Annotated in this window: 18 protein-coding genes and 1 pseudogene; 11 read left to right on the top strand and 8 right to left on the bottom strand. The window is 73.8% G+C overall.

The features are described 5' to 3' along the window. Positions 1–160: 160 nt before the first annotated feature. The 4 genes from MPTA5024_RS38435 to MPTA5024_RS38420 form a co-directional block, all read right to left on the bottom strand. The gene (locus MPTA5024_RS38435) at positions 161–796 is read right to left on the bottom strand and encodes a hypothetical protein (protein WP_157099949.1); all 636 of its coding nucleotides are present in this window, start codon (positions 794–796) and stop codon (positions 161–163) included. Positions 797–1015: 219 nt separating this feature from the next. After that, positions 1016–1693 carry a fasciclin domain-containing protein gene (locus MPTA5024_RS38430; RefSeq protein WP_036333460.1) on the bottom strand — a complete coding sequence of 226 codons (678 nt, stop codon included), beginning with the start codon at positions 1691–1693 and terminating at the stop codon, positions 1016–1018. An 812-nt stretch (positions 1694–2505) separates the two neighbouring features. Further along, positions 2506–3468 (bottom strand): hypothetical protein, encoded by a 963-nt coding sequence (locus MPTA5024_RS38425; protein WP_036333458.1) that lies wholly within the window; start codon positions 3466–3468, stop codon positions 2506–2508. 144 nt (positions 3469–3612) lie between these two features. Further along, positions 3613–6474, bottom strand: a complete 2862-nt coding sequence (locus tag MPTA5024_RS38420) for a helix-turn-helix transcriptional regulator (protein WP_036333456.1) — start codon at positions 6472–6474, stop codon at positions 3613–3615. Between the two features lie 231 nt (positions 6475–6705). On the opposite strand from MPTA5024_RS38420, the gene MPTA5024_RS38415 reads away from it, so the two are divergent. Beyond that, the gene (locus MPTA5024_RS38415; protein ID WP_036333454.1) at positions 6706–7380 is read left to right on the top strand and encodes an esterase/lipase family protein; all 675 of its coding nucleotides are present in this window, start codon (positions 6706–6708) and stop codon (positions 7378–7380) included. An 11-nt stretch (positions 7381–7391) separates the two neighbouring features. Here the strand turns inward: MPTA5024_RS38415 and MPTA5024_RS44800 are convergent. The 3 genes and pseudogenes from MPTA5024_RS44800 to MPTA5024_RS38405 form a co-directional block, all read right to left on the bottom strand. Then, positions 7392–7637 (bottom strand): annotated as a pseudogene (locus MPTA5024_RS44800) (transposase); the annotation flags it as partial. A gap of 180 nt (positions 7638–7817) precedes the next feature. After that, on the bottom strand, positions 7818–8156 hold the full coding sequence (locus MPTA5024_RS38410) for a hypothetical protein (protein ID WP_036333452.1): 339 nt from the start codon (positions 8154–8156) through the stop codon (positions 7818–7820). Positions 8157–8234: 78 nt separating this feature from the next. Then, positions 8235–8459: a type II toxin-antitoxin system HicB family antitoxin gene (locus tag MPTA5024_RS38405; RefSeq protein WP_036333450.1), complete on the bottom strand. Its 225-nt coding sequence runs from the start codon at positions 8457–8459 to the stop codon at positions 8235–8237. A 255-nt stretch (positions 8460–8714) separates the two neighbouring features. On the opposite strand from MPTA5024_RS38405, the gene MPTA5024_RS43135 reads away from it, so the two are divergent. The 5 genes from MPTA5024_RS43135 to MPTA5024_RS38380 all read left to right on the top strand — a co-directional run bounded on the left by MPTA5024_RS43135 (position 8715) and on the right by MPTA5024_RS38380 (position 12926). Then, positions 8715–9611 (top strand): PRC-barrel domain-containing protein, encoded by an 897-nt coding sequence (locus MPTA5024_RS43135; protein WP_198167668.1) that lies wholly within the window; start codon positions 8715–8717, stop codon positions 9609–9611. Between the two features lie 236 nt (positions 9612–9847). Beyond that, positions 9848–10267 carry an STAS domain-containing protein gene (locus tag MPTA5024_RS38395; protein ID WP_051459191.1) on the top strand — a complete coding sequence of 140 codons (420 nt, stop codon included), beginning with the start codon at positions 9848–9850 and terminating at the stop codon, positions 10265–10267. 126 nt (positions 10268–10393) lie between these two features. Next, positions 10394–10831 (top strand): DUF6069 family protein, encoded by a 438-nt coding sequence (locus MPTA5024_RS38390; protein ID WP_036333448.1) that lies wholly within the window; start codon positions 10394–10396, stop codon positions 10829–10831. Positions 10832–11169: 338 nt separating this feature from the next. Beyond that, positions 11170–12321 (top strand): sensor histidine kinase, encoded by a 1152-nt coding sequence (locus tag MPTA5024_RS38385; protein WP_198167667.1) that lies wholly within the window; start codon positions 11170–11172, stop codon positions 12319–12321. Beyond that, positions 12318–12926: a response regulator transcription factor gene (locus tag MPTA5024_RS38380; RefSeq protein ID WP_036333446.1), complete on the top strand. Its 609-nt coding sequence runs from the start codon at positions 12318–12320 to the stop codon at positions 12924–12926. Before MPTA5024_RS38385 ends, MPTA5024_RS38380 begins: the two co-directional genes overlap by 4 nt. Positions 12927–12962: 36 nt before the next feature. On the opposite strand, the gene MPTA5024_RS38375 is transcribed toward MPTA5024_RS38380, so the two are convergent. Further along, positions 12963–13460: a low affinity iron permease family protein gene (locus MPTA5024_RS38375; protein ID WP_051459189.1), complete on the bottom strand. Its 498-nt coding sequence runs from the start codon at positions 13458–13460 to the stop codon at positions 12963–12965. A gap of 170 nt (positions 13461–13630) precedes the next feature. Here MPTA5024_RS38375 and MPTA5024_RS38370 point away from each other — a divergent pair, with 170 nt between their 5' ends. The 5 genes from MPTA5024_RS38370 to MPTA5024_RS38350 all read left to right on the top strand — a co-directional run. Further along, positions 13631–14077 carry an ester cyclase gene (locus MPTA5024_RS38370; RefSeq protein WP_036333444.1) on the top strand — a complete coding sequence of 149 codons (447 nt, stop codon included), beginning with the start codon at positions 13631–13633 and terminating at the stop codon, positions 14075–14077. Positions 14078–14145: 68 nt separating this feature from the next. Further along, positions 14146–15639 (top strand): purine-cytosine permease family protein, encoded by a 1494-nt coding sequence (locus MPTA5024_RS38365; RefSeq protein ID WP_036333442.1) that lies wholly within the window; start codon positions 14146–14148, stop codon positions 15637–15639. Beyond that, positions 15636–16205, top strand: coding sequence for a cysteine hydrolase family protein (locus MPTA5024_RS38360; protein ID WP_036333440.1), 570 nt, complete (start codon positions 15636–15638; stop codon positions 16203–16205). The genes MPTA5024_RS38365 and MPTA5024_RS38360 overlap by 4 nt, the downstream gene beginning before the upstream one ends. Next, positions 16202–16924: a GntR family transcriptional regulator gene (locus tag MPTA5024_RS38355; RefSeq protein ID WP_036333438.1), complete on the top strand. Its 723-nt coding sequence runs from the start codon at positions 16202–16204 to the stop codon at positions 16922–16924. The genes MPTA5024_RS38360 and MPTA5024_RS38355 overlap by 4 nt, the downstream gene beginning before the upstream one ends. Beyond that, positions 16921–17582, top strand: a 662-nt coding sequence (locus MPTA5024_RS38350) for an ADP-ribosylglycohydrolase family protein (protein WP_198167666.1), incomplete at its 3' end; no start/stop codon positions are given. The genes MPTA5024_RS38355 and MPTA5024_RS38350, both read left to right, overlap by 4 nt.

Below are 17582 nucleotides of genomic sequence, written 5' to 3'. Positions count from 1 at the left end.
GCCCGGGACACGGCGAGGGGTGAGCCGAGGCGGCCCTGGACAGGGCGAGGGGTGAAAACCAGGCCCGCTCCGGACACGGCGAGGGGTGAAAACCAGGCCCGCTCCGGACACGGCGAGGGGTGAGCCGGGCCGTCCGGCTCACCCCTCGTCAGCGCGGCTCTCAGGTCCAGTCGCTCATCCAGTCGTTGTCCTCCGACTCGGCGCTCTTGGCCTTCTTGTCCTTCGCCGTGGTCTTGCTCTGGGGCTGCAGCTTGGTCTGCGGCCAGGCGAAGGAGTCGGCGAACTGCTGGCCGAACACCGGGGGCATCTTCAGCTGCGAGCCCTGGTTGCCGCCGGCAGCCGGCGCGTTGTTCTTGTTGATGGTCGGGCCGAACCCCGAGTTGTTCGAGGGCGCGCCGCCCTCGCCGAACGACGGGACGACGCCCGTGCTCTTGGCGGGGGCGCCCTTCTTGGTGATGGTCGGGCCGGCGCCCGAGCTGTTCGTCGGGTTGCCGCCGGTCAGGAAGACGTCCTGCGGCTGGCCGGCGCCGCTGTCGTCACTGTCGTTGCTGCCCTTGCTGTCGTTGGTGCCCTTGCTGCCGCCGGACGCGGGGCCGATCTTGGTGCCCTTGCCCTTCAGCACATCCAGCGCCTTGCTGGCGATGAGCTCCGGGTCGTCCGGGTTCTTCATGGCGATCTGGGCGATCTGCTTGCCCGGCGCCATGGCGCTCTTGGACGCCGGCGCCGGGTCGGCGGGCGTGGAGGAGACCGGCCCGGACAGAAGGGCGGCAGCGAGGACAGCAGTGCATATAGGCATGAGATTCCCCCAGTTAGTGGTTGGACGGTACGAGAACGACGTTATGCACGGCATGCCGGGCGATCACGGACCCGACGCCCAGTGTCCGGTCAAAGAAAGAGAATCAGCCGTTTCAGGGACATTGACCCACGTCAGAGACGGATCGACCGGGCCGGAACGCGACGAGGGGCGAGCCGCGGTCGCGGGCTCGCCCCTCGTGGGAAGGTGCGCGGACGGCGCCTACTTCGGCAGCAGCACCTTGTCGATGACGTACACCGTGGCGTTGCGCGTCGGCACGTCGCCGCACAGCACGTCCGCATCGTTGATCTTGTAGTTCTGCCCGGAGCCGGTAACGGTCAGATCCGTGCCCTGAAGCGTCGTGATCTTGCCGCTCTGCAGGTCGGTCGGCGTCTTGCGGCCCTTGGCCACGTGGTAGCTGAGCAGGGTCGTCAGCGCCTTGCGGTCCGACAGCGTCTGGTTGAGCTTCTTCTTCGGGAGCTTGTCGAACGCCTCGTTCGTCGGCGCGAAGATCGTGATGTCCTGCGCGCTGTCGAGGGTCTCGACCAGCCCGGCCTTCTTCACGGCGCTGGCCAGGGTGGACAGCGACGGGACGGAGCCGAGCGCGGTCGCGACCGGCTCGCTCGCGAGTTGGGTCAGGCTGCCGCGGCCGGACGCCGGGAACGAGGCGCAGCCGGCCCCGAACGGTGAGGCGGAGGGCGAGGCGCCGGGCGAGGTGCCGGGCGACGGCGACTCGGTGGCGGGGCTCGTCTCGGCGCCGGCGGTCTCAGAGACCGTGTCGGTCGCGGTCTCGTTGGCCGCGGCGGGGGCGGCCGAGTTGCCGTTGCCCTGGCCGCCGCACGCCGCGCACAGCGACAGCGCCACGGTCAGCGTGGAAAGGGCGAGAAGACGGGTCTTCATTGTTTCGTGTTTCCTTCGTGGTGAGAGGTCGTTGCTCGCCGGCGCGGCGTCCGGGACGGACATCCGCCGGCGCCGCCCGCGGCGTGGCCGCCGGTGCGGCCGGTCGTGGCCCGCGGGCCCGCCCCGCTCGTCGCGAATGGGCGTGGTCGTGTGCTGGTGGTGGGCGGGTCGTGTGCTGCTGATGTGCTGGTGTGGGCCGGTCGTGGTCGTGGTCATGGGAGTGGGTCCGCCACGCGCCCGCCGTCCCCGGCACGCTCGGGTGGCGCGTGACGTACGGCGGGCCACAGGCGGACGGAACGCGGCGCGGACGGGACGCGGAACGCGTGCCGGGAAGGGACGAACTCACCGCTCGTGGTCACACCTCGGCGCTCGATCCCGCGGCTCGGCGCTGAACCCGGGTGGTCACCCCGTGGCGGGAGTCCGCCGCCGCACGCCGGCGCCCCGGCTCTCGCCGGAACCCTGTGGCACGGGCTCCTGCCGGCCGCGGCGGTCGTGCGTGCCGCGTGTGCTCGCGGCTCGGCTCCCGTTCCCGCGGCTCACCGCTCGTTCTTGCGGCTCGGCGGCCGTTCCCGCGGCTCACCGCTCGTTCTTGCGGCTCGGCGGCCGTTCCCGCGGCTCACCGCTCGTGGTCACACCTCGGCGCTCGATCCCGCGGCTCGGCGCCTGTTCCGGCGGCGTGCCGGCCGTTCCCGCGGCCGGCGGGCCGGGTGGCGACCCGCTCGGGGCCGCGTCGCCCGCCGTCACATGGTCGTCGGCGTCACGGCGTCACCCGCGTCGCCGAACGCGTGCCGGCATGGGCCTACGGGCTCGCGCTAGGGACGCAGCGGCGGGGCCACCTGGGACACGGGCGCCGGGACCTGCCGCGGGAGCAGGGGAGCCTGCTGGGCGTGAACCGGCGACTTCGGGTGCACCGCGGCCGGAGCCTGCTGCGGCAGGTGCCGCGACGTCTGCTGCCCCTGAACGGGCGACTTCGGGTGCCGCACCACGGCGGGCGCCTGCTGCGGCAGGTGCTGCGCCGTCTGCTGCCCCGTCTGCTGGGTGTGGGCCGGGGCCTTGGGGCGCTGGGCGCCCGCGCTGTCCCGGGTGTGGGCCGGGGCGTTCGCCACCTGCCCGGCGGACGAGGTGAGGGAGTGCAGCGCGGCCGCCCCGGCGCTCCCCTGAGTCCTGGGGTGGTCCGTGGCCTTGGGGTGCTTCGGCCCGCGCGGCACGGTGTGGTGGCCTGGACGGCCGAAGCCCGGGTACGACTGCGCCACCTGCACACCCTGGAACGGATTCAGCGTGAACGTTTTGATCGGCTGACCGGGCGCCCCGTTCGACACCGCCGGCTTGATCAGGAGATCGTGCGTCTTCGGGTTGATCATCGGGATGGCCAGGTCGTCGTCCTGCTTCCCGGCGGCCGTGTCACCGGCCTTGTCCCCCGTCTTGCCGCCGGTCTTGTCCACGACCTTGTCCCCGGTCGTGTCTCCCGCCTTGGTCGCGGCCCTGTCCCCGGCCGTGTCCCCGGTCCCCATGCCGGCCGTGTCCCCCGGCCTGTCCTCGAAGGCCGCCGGAGGCAGCACGATCGGGGCCGCCACGGGCTCGCCGCCCATGCCCGGCATGCCCATGCTCGCCGCGCCCCCCGGCTGCAGGACGGCCAGCGGCTGCTGCGGCTCCGACGGCGAACTCTTCTCGATCTTCTTGGCGACCGCCTTCGGGACGCCCGGGGCCGGATCAGGAGGCGCGGCGGCGGGCCCGGACAGGAGGGCGGCGGCCAGTACGGCCGTACAGATAGGCATGAGACTCCCCCGAGGTCGTTGACGATACGAGCACGACGGTAAGCGCCGCAGGCCGGGTGATCACGCATCCCACGATCAATGTCCGGTCAAACATGCGGATCAGCCGCTTCACCCGCAAAGAGCCCATCGCACCCCGGCGGACGGTCAGGAACCGGGCGCCCGGCCGCCGCGGAACCGGCGGATCAGCTCCCCGCGGGAGGCGATGCCGAGCGTGGCGAAGATGTTGCGCACGTGGTAGTCGACCGTACGGGGGCTGACGAACAGACGGGCCGCCACCTCGCGGTTCGTCGCCCCCTCGGCGATGAACCGGGCGATCTGGAACTGCTGGGCGGTGAGCCCGGCCGCGTCCCCGGCCCCCGGCCCGGCCACGGTCTCGCCCGTGGCCCGCAGCTCGCCCCGGGCCCGCTCCTCCCACTGGACGGCCCCGAGCCGTTCGAAGATCTCCAGGGCCTCCCGGGCGTGGTGGCGCGCCTGGCCCCGGCGGCGCTGCTTGCGCAGGTGCGCGCCGTACAGCAGGGCCGTGCGGGCCCGCTCGAAGTCGCGTTCGCTCCGCGCGTGCAGGTCGAGGGCCCTCCGGAAGTGGCGATCGGCCTCCCCCGGCTCCGCCGGGTCGGCGAGCAGGGCCAGGCACCGCTCGACGAGCGCGAGTGCCCACGTGCTCTCGACGGTCTCGGCCCATGCCCGGAACCTCGCGAGAGCCGCGCCCGCGCGCCTGCGGTCGCCGCTGCGGGCGGCGGCCTCGGCGAAGTGGGGGGCCGACAGCAGCGTGATCGCCCGATGTCCCTGGCCAGAGCCGGCCTCCGCCATGCGGGCCAGGCGCTGGGCCGCCTCGCCGTACCTGCCCTGCGACAGGTCGCCGAACGCGAGCGCCCACGTGGCGACGGCCCAGGCGAGGCCGAGGTCGTGCTCGCGGGCCCGGGTCATGGCGTCGCGGGCCCGTTCGCGGCAGGCGGCCGTGTCGCCCTCGATCGCGGCGTGCAGAGCCAGCAGCGCGCGCAGATGGCAGGCGCAGTTGAGCTGGCCGGTGTCGGTCGCCAGCCGCAGACCCTCCAGGGCGTTCGCCCCGGCGATCGCCAGCCTGCCGCTCCACAGCTCGGTGTGGACGAGCAGCTCGACGGCCTGCGGCACGGCGGTGACCGCCCCGCGCGCCCGGGCGATCGCGGCGGCGCGCGCGGGCAGGGCGTGCGCGAGCGCGTCGTCGCCCACGAGCAGCGCCGCCGTCGCCGCCCAGACCAGCGCGTCCGGGTCGTCGACCCGCTCGGCGATCCGCAGGGCCTCCCGCAGCGGACCGACGGCGCGGGGCAGGTCGCCCTCGACCGCGTCCGCGACCCCGGCCAGGTACGCGCGGATGAGGGCGGCTCGGTCGCCCGGGACGTCCGCCGCCTCCTCCGCCCTGCGGGCCACCGCGGCCAGCATGCGGTCGTCGCCCGCGTACGAGGCCGCCTCGGCGGCGCCCATCAGCGCGCGCAGCGCCGTCTCGGGCTCCAGGCGGCCGGCGGCCGACACGAGCGACCGGTAGGCGTCCCCCGTCACCCCGCCGCGCAGGTCGACGGTCCCCCGCAGGAAGTCGATCTCCCCGAGCATCCGGGTGTCGCCCGCGGCCTCGGCGGACCGCCTCGCCTGGTCGAGCAGCCGTACGGCGGATCCGGTGTGGCCGGCGAGCCACCGGTCCCAGGCGGCCACGACGAGCCGCCGCACGCGGGCCGGCTCGGACCCGGTCAGTTCGGCCGCCCGCTCCAGGGCCACGGCCGCGGCGGCGTATCCGCTGCGCACCCGGGCGCGGCCCGCGCTCTCCTCCAGTTCGGCGGCGAGGCCGTCGTCGGGTTCGAGCGCGGCGGCCGCCCGGTGCCAGGGCCGCCGGTCCCCGGGTCCCGACACCTCGCCGAGCACCTGGTGCGCCCACCTCCGGCGGGCCAGCCCCGCGCCCTGGTAGACGGCCGACCGCATGAGCGGGTGCCGGAAGCGGACACCGGCCTCCGACACCTGGATCAGCCCGGCCGATTCGGCGGGCTCGATGGCCGACACCTCGATGCGGACGTGCGCCGCCGCCCGCAGCAGGGTCCCGGCGTCCATCTCGGCCTCCGCCGCGGCGAGCAGCAGCAGGCTCCGGGTGGGCGCGGGCAGCGCCGACACCCGTTCCAGGTAGGCCCTTTCGAGCCCCGGCCCGATCGGCAGCGGGTGCGGCAGCGTGGCCCGGCCGGCGAGCTGGTCGGGGGTCAGGGCGTCGACGATCTCCCCGAGGGCCAGCGGGTTGCCCCGGGTGTGGGCCACCAGCCGGTCCCGTACGGCTGTCGCCACCGGTCCCTCGGCCCTCGACGTGATCAGCTCGTCGCACGCGCCGGGCGTCAGCCCGTCGACCGGCAGCGCGGGCAGTCCCGACAGCGGCGAGAGGTGGCCGGCCCGGACGGCCGCCAGCAGCACGACGCCCTCGGCCTCGAACCGGGCCGCCGCGAAGGCGAGCGCGTCGAGCGAGGGGGCGTCCAGCCAGTGGGCGTCGTCCACCACGGCGAGCACCGGGCCGCGTTCGGCCAGCTCGGACAGCAGGGTGAGCACGGCGACGGAGATCAGGAACCGGTCCGGGGACGGCCCCTCCGCCTGCCCGAGCGCCGCGCCGAGGGCTTTCCGCTGCGGCGCCGGCAGGCCGCCGACCAGCCGGGTGACCGGGCGGAGCAGCCGGTGCAGCCCCGCGAACGGCAGCCGCGACTCCGAGGGCACCCCTCGCGTGGTCAGCACGGCGAACCCCCCGCGTCCGGCACCCGGCGGGGCGGCCGCCGCGACGGCGGGCTCTCCGATCGCGGGACGTGATGCGGGGTCCGCACTGGCGCCCGGGCCGCCGGCCGCGCGGGCGAGCGCGCAGCCGAGCAGGGCGGTCTTGCCCGCGCCGGGCTCTCCGGTCAGCACGCGCACGGCGCTGCGCGAGTCGGCGGCGGCCGCCTCGATGAGGGCGTCGAGCTCGGCCCGTTCCGCGGCGCGGCCGTACAGGAGAGGCGGTGTGACGCCGATCACAGGTCTTAAGTTACTCGCGAGTTAAGCGCTCGTGAATAAGGGCCTTTGTCGAAGAAATCGCGTTTTTCCGGACTGTACGAACGCGTGACGGTCTCCCCTCCGCGCCTTCGCGGCACGTGAGGCCGCCGGTCCACGAATGACCGGCGACTTCACCGGTGTGCGCGCAGCCGGGTCAGCCGGACTCTTTCGGCGGCGCCGCCCCCCTGGCGGGCCGTGCGAAGGAGGACCCCCATGTCACGTGCATCACGGCTGGCCTGGACGTCGGCGCTGCTGGCGGCGCTGACCGTCCTGTCCCCGTTCGCGCCCGCGAGGGCCGCGACCCCCGACCCGGTGGTGTTCGTCCACGGCTGGGCCGGAGCCGACTGGAACTGGGCCGCGATGAAGTCGGACTTCCAGCACGACGGATGGCCCGCCGACCGGCTCTTCGCCTGGGGCTACAACTCGACGCAGTCGAACGTGACCACGGCCGACCAGCTCGCGGCCTTCATCCGGCAGGTGCGCGCCCAGACCGGCGCGGCCAAGGTGGACATCGTGTCGCACTCGATGGGCGGGCTGTCCTCGCGCTGGTACCTCAAGTTCCTCGGCGGCACGGCGTACGTCGACGACTGGGCGTCCATCGGCGGCCCCAACCACGGCACCAACGCGTCGTACCTGTGCGATCTGCTGATCGTGTCCTGCACCGAGATGAACTACGACTCCTCGTTCCTCAGGCAGCTCAACGCGGGAGACGAGACGCCCGGCCCGGTCAACTACGGCACGTTCTGGTCGTCCTGCGACGAGATCATCAACCCGGACGGCAGCGTGCGGCTGGACGGCGCGGTCAACACGAACGTCGGCTGCATCGGGCACCTGTCGCTGCTGCTGGCGGGATCGGTGTCCCAGAAGGTGAGGGACTTCGTCCGCTGACGGCCCGCCCGGGCGTCCGTCCGCTTGGCCTCATCAGTGGTGGTGCCCGGCCGCTGACCACCATCGATCTCGGCCTGGCGCACCCAGTTGCGCAGCGACTCCGACCCGATGCCCAACTGCCGGGCCACCCGCGTAATGACGCCGAACGACTCCCCGGACTGCTCGACGGCCTCCTGCACCATCCGGACCGCTCGTTCCTTCAGCTCTGGCGGATACCGACGCTGGGAGGGGTGCGAGGAACCAGATCGACCTGACATGAGCTCCATCCTTTCCAACCGATGGAGCCTCCATCAATCCCGGCGCGGTTCATCCTGCACGGCTGCCTCAAGACTCACACCGCCTACGACCGCGCCACCGCTTGGCAACACCGTCACGACACCCTTGCTGCTTGACAACGAAGCTCCAGGGATGTCTGACCCCCGCCATCGCGCCGGGGTTCAGGCGGGAAGCGCGTCTCCGGGGAACGAGCGGCCGGGATGGACCTCGTAGGTGAACACGCCCGCCTTGACTCCGGGATCGTCGTCCATGATGCGGGCCGTCTCCTCGGGCGTGGCGTCGAACAGGCCGACGCCGCTCCACCCGCTGTCGTCGGTGATCGGGCAGACGATCGCGAGCACGCCGCGCTCCCGCAGTTCGAAGTTGCGCCGGCCGTGCTCCCAGACCACGGCGTCGGCGCCGGGCTCGTTCCGCTTCGGGGTCGCCCTGAGCAGCACGACCGTGTACGGCCTGGACTTCGTGAGCATCTCACGCATGTGGTCGTCGGTGATCTCCGTCATGGCCCTGGCCTCTCGTCGCGGGACGTCGTTCGGCGGCGATGCTAGCCGCCGGGACCGACGAAACGACAGGAGCGCCGTTCAGGCCGGGACCCGGATCTCGATCGGCACCACCATGGGCTCCTCCGGAGGGAGCGGCGGAAGGGGCCTTTCCTGGAAGTGGCGCTCCAGCGCCCGGCGGAGACGGCCCAGGGCCTCGTCGACCGTACGGCCCTCGCAGGCCATCTCGACCTGCACGCACCGGGCGCAGTAGAGGTGGTCCCCCGCCTTGCTGACGGTCGCGGTCATTTTCACGGTCCGCCCCATGTGCGTCACATTACGCCGCCGGAACCAGGGCCGGTCCGGGCCGGGGACAACGCCTCGAAGATCCTCGTCCTTGATGGTGATGAACCTTTCACGCGCCAATGGAGATATTTCTCACAACACGTAAACCACCGAATTGACCTGCGAAAACGCGGCACGCTGAATGGCACCCAGGGCGATTCGACGACCTGAAGTGGTTTTCACTCCATTCGAGGCGGTAAGCCATGAGGGTTCGTTTACGCGATGAAGGAGGAACGGATGATCACGCGCGAGCAGATCTCCATGGTCCTCGACCACCCGGTGTACGACCCGAACGGAGACAAGGTCGGCGAGGTCAAGAACGTCTTCCTCGACGACGCGACCGGGCGGCCCGAGTGGCTGTGCGTGAAGACGGGTCTGTTCGGGACCAAGCGGGCCTTCGTCCCCTTCAAGGACGCCGACTGGGTCGCCGATCACGTCGAGGTCCCGTACGAGAAGGCGTACGTCAAGGACGCCCCCTCGGTGGCCCCGGACGACGACGGCCACCTCTCCCCAGAGCAGGAGCACGACCTCTACAGCTACTACGACCTCGACTGGCCCACCTCCCTGCGCGAGGACCCGCCCGGCCTGCCCCTCTGGGACCCGGCCGCCGAGAGCCCGGTCCCCGCCGGCGAGCCCGCGACGGCCGGCGGCGAGGCCGGCGGCCTCGGGCCGGACGGCGAGACGCGGCACCGGGAGGGCGGCCCGGCCGGCGAGCGACGCGTCCCGTACGACGACGCGTACGGCACGTACGGCACATACGGCGGCACGGGCCACGGCACGGACACCGGCAAGGGCTTCGGCACGGACACGCCCCTTGACGCCCACAGCGGAGGGCCCCGCCCGGAGGACCGGCACGACGCGCTCGGCACGGCGGCGCGCCCGGACGCGTACGACGACCCGTACGGCGCGTACACCGGCGCAGGCACGGACGCGAGCACGAACGTGAGCACGGACACCGGCACCCAGGCGGACACCGGCACCGGCACCGGCACCGGCACGGACGCAGGCATCGACAGCGTCCCGGACACGGACGCGAGCCGGGACGACCGGCGCGACCGGGACGACTGGCGCGACCGGGACGGCTGGCGCGGCGGCGCGGAGGGCGACGCCGGGAGCGGGCGCCACGCCCACTGATCCCGGCCTCGCCGCTGCGCCGGAACCGGTGCGGGGCCCGGGCGACGGCCGCGCGCGTCCGTGAACCGACGCGCGGGACGGGAATCGTGGACGCCTTCGGGCGGTGTGCGGGCGCCCGCACACCGCCGGTGCCACGGCGAACACGACGCAACCCACGGCGGGGACTCCTTCGAATGCCTGGTAGACATACCAGGAGACGCTCGCCCTGACCCCTGCGAGCCGACGACAGGAATCCCATGGCCGACCAGATCGACCCGTCCGAGAGCTTCGCCGTGTCCCTAGGGCTGCACGAGGACTTCATCGTCGCCCGGGCCTCAGGTGACCTGGACTACCACCACGCCCCGCTGTTCCACAAACAGGTCAAGGAGGCCTGGGAGGCGGCGGAGCCCGCCGCGCTGATCCTCGACCTGGCCGGGATCACATTCTGTGACTCGATGGGCGTGGGCGTGCTCGTCCTGCTGCTCAACCAGAGCCATGAGCAGGAGGGCCCGCTGGTGCTCACCGGGGTGCCGCCTCATCTGGACCGGATCCTCACCATCACCGGGCTGCGCACCGCCTTCCTCGTCGAGGCGACAGTGGACGACGCGATCGAGGCCGCCAGGAGGGGCCCGGTCCCCGGGCGGCGCCCGCAGTCCGAGGACACCGCCTCCGCCTGACCGGGACAGCGCCGTCTAGGCGATTCGTCCTGGTGAGGAGGCGACATACCGCTCTGCCGGAGAGACCTCCCCCGCTTCTAGCGTCGAGGCGTACGCCACGCCCGGCCCGTGAAGGGGGACCTCCCGATGGCATCCGATCTGACCACCACCCCGAACTCCACCCGTTCCCGTACGGCTTGGGGGCCGCGGCTCCTGGCCGTCCTCGGTTCCGTCGCCGCGGCGCTGGCCGTGTGGGCCGTCGCCGGCCCGGTCGCCGGAGTCGACCTGCGCGCGTCGGCCGGAACGGGCGTCCAGAACGTCGGGCCCGCGGCCGTCGCCGTCACGAGCGCCCTCTGCGGGCTTGCCGCCCTCGCCCTCATCGCCCTGCTGGAGAGGAACGTGCCGCGGCCCCGCGCCGTCTGGCTCGTCATCGCCGCGGTCGTGTTCGCCGTCTCCCTCACCGGCCCGCTCGGCGGCGTGACCGGGGGCGCGAAGGCGGCGCTGGCCTGCATGCACCTCGCGGTGGCCGCCGTGCTGATCGGCGGGCTCACCGGCACCGTGCGGCGGACGGGACGCGACCGATGACCCGGCCCCTCGCGCCCACCGGCCGCCCCCAGTCCGTACGGCCGGACCCGCCGGCCCACCCGCGACACCGTCCCGTGCCCGGTGCGGCGCCCGTCTCCACCGCGACCAACGCCACCCAGGCGCAGCCCGTCTCCGCCCCGGCGCAGGGCATGTCAGTGGCGCCGCCGGCTCCGAAGGCACCGGACGTCCCCGCACCTCGGGTGCCGTCGCGACCTGCCGGGACGGCGCCGCCGCCCGCGGACCCCGATCGTGACGAACGGACGCCACAGGGCGCCGGCTCATCGGAGCGTGAAGGCGCGCCGTCGCCGCAGCGATCGCGGACGCCCATAATGGCGGGCATGGCGGCCTTCTCCACCCAGCGGAACGGCGCGTGCCGTCCGCGGGGATGGCGGGCGCTCGCCGAGGGGCCGCTGCCCGCGCTGGCACTGGCGGCGCTGGTGCTCGTCGCCCCGCTGGCGTCCGCCGGGGAGGCGGCCCCGGCCTGGGCCGTCTGGGCGGCCGCCGCCGTCGCGGGCGGGTCGTTCGTCACGGCCCTGACGTCCGCGCGCCGTCCCTGGGCGGTCCGCAGGCGCATCCCGCAGGCGCTCGTCCTGCTGCTGGCCGTCGTCACCGTGGCCGCGACCGCCGCCTTCCCCGCCGGGGACTGGTTCACCCTCTACAGCCTGCTCGCCGTGGCCGTCGCCGCCGTGATGCCGCTGCGCGCGGCTCCCGCGCTGATCGCCGTGACGGCCCTCGCCGGAGGCGCGATGCAGGCGGCGGTCTCCGGCTCCTGGAGCGACGCCCTCTGGGGCACCGGGGTGACCTCACTGCTCGCGGGGATGACCACGTACGGCTTCCGGCGCATGGCCGAGGTCATCGCCGACCTGGCCCGCACCCGCCAGCAGCTGGCCGCCGCCGCCGTCTCGGCGGAGCGGCTGCGCTTCGCCCGCGACCTGCACGACCTCCTCGGGCACACGCTCTCGATGGTCGTGGTCAAGGCCGAGGCCGTACGGCGGCTCGCGCCGCGCGACACCGCCGCGGCGGTGCGGCACGCCTCGGACATCGAGGCCATCGGGCGGCAGGCCCTGACCGAGGTGCGGGAGGCCGTCACCGGGTACCGGGACGCGAGCCTCGCCTTCGAGCTCGACACGGCTCGGGCCGCCCTGGCGACGGCCGGCATCGAGTGCGTGGTCGAGGAGTCGGGACCGGCGCTGTCCCCGGAGACCGACATGCTGCTGAGCTGGGTGGTCCGCGAGGGCGTGACCAACGTCGTGCGGCATTCGGGGGCGCGGCGGTGCCGCATCACCGTCCGCCGCGACGTCGACCCGGTCCTCGCGGAGATCAGCGACGACGGCGCGGGAGGCGATCCGGCGGCCGCGTCCGGGAGCGGGCTGCGCGGCCTGCGCGAGCGGCTGGCGGCGGCCGGAGGCCGGTTGCGCGCGACGAGCCTCCCGGGCGGGTTCGTCCTCGCCGCGGAGGTCCCGCACGCCGGAGTGGAGGCAGGGCCATGACGACCCGGGTGCTCATCGTCGAGGACCAGGGCATGATGCGGGACGCGCTCGCCGCGCTGCTCGACCTGGAGGACGACCTCGAGGTGGTGGCGCAGGTCGGCTCCGCCGAGGAGGCCGTGCCGACCGCGACGCGGGTCCGGCCCGACGTCGTCCTGCTCGACATCGAGCTGCCCGGCGGGAGCGGGCTCGACGTCACGGGCGACCTGCGCGCCGCGCTGCCCGGGTGCGCCGTGATCATCGTGACCACGTTCGGCCGGCCGGGCTACCTGCGCCGGGCGCTCGACGCCGGGGCCCGGGGCTTCGTGGTCAAGGACCGGCCGGTCGACGAGCTGGCCCAGGCCGTACGGCGGGTCCTCGCGGGCGAGACGGTCGTCGACCCCGCACTGGCCGCGGCGGCGCTGAGCGCCGGGCCGAGCCCGCTGACGCCGCGCGAGCGGGAGGTGCTGATCGCCGCCGCGGACGGGTCGACGGCCGCCGACATCTCGGGGCGCCTCCACCTGTCGGAGAGCACGGTCAGGAACCACCTGTCGTCCTGCATCATGAAGACCGGCACCCGCAACCGCATGGAGGCCGTCCGCGTCGCGCGGCACAGCGGCTGGCTCTGACGGCCGCCCGCCCTGCCCGGTACGTGGTGGACGTCGTCAGGCGTCGTCCTCGTCCTCGCCGGGGACGTCGGCGGTCCTGCTCGCGCTGCCGCGGACCCTGCGCTGCTCCCGGTCGATCTCCGCCTCCGGGGCCTCCTCCAGCCCGACCAGCCGGGTCAGCAGGTACTGGTCGTTCTCCAGGCCCAAGTGGCGGGCGACGGCGGCGAGCACGTCGTTCTGCGCGTCGATCTTCGCCTGGAGCGCGCGGCTGTCGCGGTTCTGACTCGACTGGATCACGAAGACCATCACGAACGTGACGATCGAGGAGACGGTCGAGACGGGAAGCTGGTAGCCGGTGTCGCCGTAGCCGCCGGACACGAACAGCCCGCCCACCACCCAGGCCAGCGCGAGGAGCGCGGCGACCAGGATCGCCGGGAAGGAGCCCGCCATCGCCGTCGCGCGGGCGATCCCCCGGGTGATCCGGGTACTGCGGTCCTGGGGCGCCGACGGCGACGTGCGCGGGTCGTCCTCCGTGTGGTCACGCCGGATCGCCATGGCGATCCTCCCTTCTGCCGAGCAGCGTGGCCTACCCGTGCCGTACGGCATGATGCGGGCTTCGCACACCGAGAAGCAGCAGGTCGGCTGCATCGGACGACGAGGCTCCGCGGGAGCGGCGGGCCGGCCCCCGGTACCGTTGAGACACACGCCCAGGAGGGAGGCTTCCCATGCCGGACGTCGTGAACGCGGTGAGCGTGGTGGACCGTTTCTTCTCGGCCTACAACGCCCACGACCCGGAGGCGGTCCTGAGCTGCTTCGCCCCGCAGGCGGCCTCCGTGGGACCTCCCGGGCAGAGCGAGAACCGGGATCAGATCCTCTCCTACTACGAGCTGATCTGGACGGGCTTCCCTGACGTGACGTTCACGGTCTGGCAGACGATTACGGAGGGCGACGAGGTCGCCGCGACGAGCATGGCCGCCGGCACGCACACCGGACCGTTCACGCTGCCGGACGGCGAGGTCATCCAGGGCACCGGCCGCCGCGTCGCCGCCCGCGTCTGCTGGGTCTTCGGGGTCGAGAACGGCCTGATCGTCAGCCAGCAGGTCTTCTACGACCAGCTTGAGGTGTACGCCCAGCTCGGGCTCTCCTGCCCGGCGCCCGTCCACCGTCCCTGAACGCCCCCTTGCGCGGGCGTTGCCCTGCCCTTACCGTTCGTCGAACAGGTCTAGACAGGTAGGGTGCCATGACGGACACACAGGGCACGGGCGCGGTCCCCGCCGCGGCGCGGCAGGCGAGGATCGAGACCCACGGCATCGACGTGATCGGGGACGCCGAGCGCAAGGGGCGGCCCCGGCAGCTGTTCTGGCCCTGGTTCGGGGCCAACGTCTCGATCCTCGGGCTCAGCTACGGCTCCTTCGCGCTCGGGTTCAACGTCTCGTTCTGGCAGGCCCTGATCGCCGGAACGCTCGGGATCGTCTTCTCCTTCCTGCTCTGCGGGCTGATCTCGGTGGCCGGCAAGCGGGGGTCGGCGCCGACCATGGTCCTCAGCCGGGCGGCGTTCGGCGTGCGCGGCAACCGCCTGCCGTCGGCGATCTCCTGGATCCTGACCGTCGGCTGGGAGACCGTCCTCACCGCGCTCGCCACGCTCGCGACCGCGACCGTGTTCTCCCGGCTGGGGCTGGGCGGCGGCACCGCCACGAAGGTGGGCGCGCTCGTCCTGGTGAGCGTGCTGATCGTCGTCGCCGGGGTCATGGGCTTCGACGTGATCATGCGCCTGCAGACCGTGATCACGGTCGTCACCGGCGTCCTGACGGTCGTCTACGTCGTGCTCGTGGCCGGCCACATCCATTGGGGAGCGGTCTCGTCCCTCCCCTCCGGCTCCGCGCAGGAGCTCATCGGCACGCTGGTGTTCATGGCCACCGGGTTCGGGCTGGGCTGGGTGAACGCGGCGGCCGACTACTCGCGTTACCTGCCGAGGGCCTCGTCCAGTGGCGGGGTCGTGGGGTGGACCACGTTCGGTGCGTCGCTGGCGCCGCTCGTCCTGCTCGTGTTCGGCCTGCTGCTCGCGGGCTCCGACGACAAGCTCAACGGCGCCATCGCCGCCGACCCCATCGGGGCGCTCACGACGATCCTGCCGACGTGGTTCCTCGTCCCGTTCGCGCTGGTCGCGGTGCTCGGCCTGGTCGGCGGCGCGGTGCTCGACATCTACTCCTCCGGCCTCGCGCTGCTCGCGGCGGGCCTGCCGGTGCCGCGGTACGTCGCCGCCTTCGTCGACGGCGTGATCATGATCCTCGGCACCATCTACATCGTCTTCGTCTCCGGCGACTTCCTCGGGCCGTTCATGGGCTTCCTCATCACGCTCGGAGTGCCGGTCGCGGCCTGGTGCGGGATCATGCTGGCCGACATCGCGCTGCGCCGCCGCGACTACGACGAGACCGACCTCTACCGCCCGTCCGGCCGGTACGGCGACGTCCGCGCGCTGCCCGTCGCGGTGCTCGTCGTCGCCACCGTCGCGGGCTGGGGCCTGGTCACCAACGGCGCCGCCGGGTGGCTGAAGTGGCAGGGCTACCTGCTGGGCCCGCTCGGGCTCGGCGGCAGGGACGGCTCCTGGGCGTACGCCAACCTGGGCGTGTTCGTCGCGCTCGCGCTGGGTTTCGCGGCGACGCTGCTCCTGGGACGGCCGGGCGTGCGCGCCCAGGAGAGTCAGGCCCCTGCGCCGGAGGAGGCGCGGGCGTGACCTCTCGGGCTCCCTGGCTGGCGGTCGTCGACATGCAGAACGTGTTCGCCGACCCCGGCAGTCCCTGGTTCACCCCCCGCTTCGCCGAGACGGTCGAGCCCGTACGGCGGCTCGTGGAGGCCCTGGCCCCCCGGGTGACGTTCACCCGGTTCGTCGCCCCGGACGTCCCGTCCGGCGCCTGGGTCGCCTACTACGAGCAGTGGCCGTTCGCGCTGGAGCCGCCCGGCTCCCCCCTTTACCGGATCGTCGACGCGTTCGCGGCCCAGGCCGGGCCGACCGTCGACGCCGTGACGTTCGGCAAGTGGACCCCCGCCCTGGCGGCCGCCGTCGGGGACCGGCCGCTCGTGCTGGCCGGCGTGTCCACCGACTGCTGCGTCCTGTCGACCGCCCTCGCGGCGGCCGACGCGGGCGTCGAGGTCCACGTCGCCGCCGACGCCTGCGCCGGGGTCGACGACGACGCCCACCGCAGGGCGCTGGACGTCATGCGGCTGTACGGCCCGCTGATCAGGGTGGTGACCCTCGACGACGTGATCGGCGCGCTCGCCGCCCCGGAGGGGGGCCGGTGACCGACGTCGGACGTCCCAAGCACCAGCGGGTGCTGATCACGCTGGAGCGGGAGATCCGCTCCGGCCGGGTGCCGCACGGCAGCAGGCTCCCGGGCGAGACGACCCTCGCGCGGCGCTTCGGCGTGAGCCGCACCACGGTCCGCTCGGCGCTCGCCGAGCTCAACGAGGCCGGGCTGATCACCACGCGGACCGGCAAGGGCTCGTTCGTCCTGTTCGACGGCCGTCCCCTCGACACCCGGCTCGGGTGGGCCCGCGCGCTCGCCGCTCAGGGTGTGGAGACCCGGGTGCGCGTCCTGACCGTCGCCGTGCGGCGGGAGGACGCGCTCGCCGAACGGCTGAGCCTCCCCTCACCCGAGGTCGTCGTGGTCGAGCGGCTCCGCGAGCTGGCAGGGGGCGGCGTCGTGTCCTACGAGCGCAGCTGCCTCCCGGCCGTTGACGGCCTGCGCGACCTGCCCGAGCGCGGCCTCGACGGCGGCTCGCTGACCGAGGAGCTGAGCCGGGCGGGCCTGCGCCCCGACCACGGGGAGCAGCGCATGGGCGGCCGCCGGCTCGACGGCCGCGAGGCCGGCCTGCTCGGCCGCGAGCCCGGCGCCTGGTTCCTCACCACCCGCCGTACGAGCTGGTCCGCCGCAGGCGCCTTCGCCGAGGACGTCGAGAGCCTCCTCGACCCGGACCACTTCCAGCTCTTCCTCACCTTCAGCGAGAGCGGGCTCTCGTGACCCCCGCGCCGTACGACGAGGGACCGGGGTCCGGCGTGACGCCCCCGGACCAGGACGCGCGCGCGGCGGGGGCGCTGTACGGGCTCGCCATCGGCGACGCGCTCGGCATGCCGACGCAGATGCTGCCCCGCCCGCTCGTCGTCGAGCGGTACGGGCCTGTCGTGGACGGCTTCCACCCGGCGCCGCCCGATCACCCCCTGGCCGCGGGGATGCCGGCGGGCGCCGTGACCGACGACACCGAGCAGGCCATGCTGGTGGCCGGCCTCCTCCTCGACGGGCACGGGACGGCCGACCCCGCGGAGCTCGCGCGGCGGCTGGTCGCGTGGGAGGACTCCATGCGCGCCCGAGGGTCGCTCGACCTCCTCGGCCCCTCCACCAAGCGGGCCGTGTCCCGGGTGCTGGCCGGGGCGAGCGTCGACGAGGCGGGCCGGTACGGCGACACCAACGGCGCGGCGATGCGGATCACGCCGGTCGGCGTGGCCGTGCCGTCCTCGGACCTCGGCGTCCTGGTGGACCGGGTGGCCGACGTCAGCAGGCTCACCCACAACACCGGGGTCGCCCTGGCGGCGGCCGCCGCCGTGGCCGCGGCGGTCAGCGCCGGGATCGACGGCGCGACAGTGGCCGAGGCCGTGCGGGTCGCGCGGGCCGCGGCCGCCCT

Source organism: Microbispora sp. ATCC PTA-5024 (genome assembly GCF_000511135.2).
Taxonomy (GTDB): Bacteria; Actinomycetota; Actinomycetes; order Streptosporangiales; family Streptosporangiaceae; genus Microbispora; species Microbispora corallina.
The sequence above is the reverse complement of the archived record's forward strand: the minus strand, read 5'-3'. Positions and strand labels throughout refer to the sequence as shown.

Bases quoted from the DNA above. Each gene is read 5' to 3' on its own strand.
- MPTA5024_RS38435 (WP_157099949.1), bottom strand. From the start codon at position 796: ATGCCTATATGCACTGCTGTCCTCGCTGCCGCCCTTCTGTCCGGGCCG.
- MPTA5024_RS38430 (WP_036333460.1), bottom strand. From the start codon at position 1,693: ATGAAGACCCGTCTTCTCGCCCTTTCCACGCTGACCGTGGCGCTGTCG.
- MPTA5024_RS38425 (WP_036333458.1), bottom strand. From the start codon at position 3,468: ATGCCTATCTGTACGGCCGTACTGGCCGCCGCCCTCCTGTCCGGGCCC.
- MPTA5024_RS38415 (WP_036333454.1), top strand. From the start codon at position 6,706: ATGTCACGTGCATCACGGCTGGCCTGGACGTCGGCGCTGCTGGCGGCG.
- MPTA5024_RS38410 (WP_036333452.1), bottom strand. From the start codon at position 8,156: ATGACGGAGATCACCGACGACCACATGCGTGAGATGCTCACGAAGTCC.
- MPTA5024_RS38405 (WP_036333450.1), bottom strand. From the start codon at position 8,459: ATGGGGCGGACCGTGAAAATGACCGCGACCGTCAGCAAGGCGGGGGAC.
- MPTA5024_RS43135 (WP_198167668.1), top strand. From the start codon at position 8,715: ATGATCACGCGCGAGCAGATCTCCATGGTCCTCGACCACCCGGTGTAC.
- MPTA5024_RS38395 (WP_051459191.1), top strand. From the start codon at position 9,848: ATGGCCGACCAGATCGACCCGTCCGAGAGCTTCGCCGTGTCCCTAGGG.
- MPTA5024_RS38390 (WP_036333448.1), top strand. From the start codon at position 10,394: ATGGCATCCGATCTGACCACCACCCCGAACTCCACCCGTTCCCGTACG.
- MPTA5024_RS38385 (WP_198167667.1), top strand. From the start codon at position 11,170: ATGGCGGCCTTCTCCACCCAGCGGAACGGCGCGTGCCGTCCGCGGGGA.
- MPTA5024_RS38380 (WP_036333446.1), top strand. From the start codon at position 12,318: ATGACGACCCGGGTGCTCATCGTCGAGGACCAGGGCATGATGCGGGAC.
- MPTA5024_RS38375 (WP_051459189.1), bottom strand. From the start codon at position 13,460: ATGGCGATCCGGCGTGACCACACGGAGGACGACCCGCGCACGTCGCCG.
- MPTA5024_RS38370 (WP_036333444.1), top strand. From the start codon at position 13,631: ATGCCGGACGTCGTGAACGCGGTGAGCGTGGTGGACCGTTTCTTCTCG.
- MPTA5024_RS38365 (WP_036333442.1), top strand. From the start codon at position 14,146: ATGACGGACACACAGGGCACGGGCGCGGTCCCCGCCGCGGCGCGGCAG.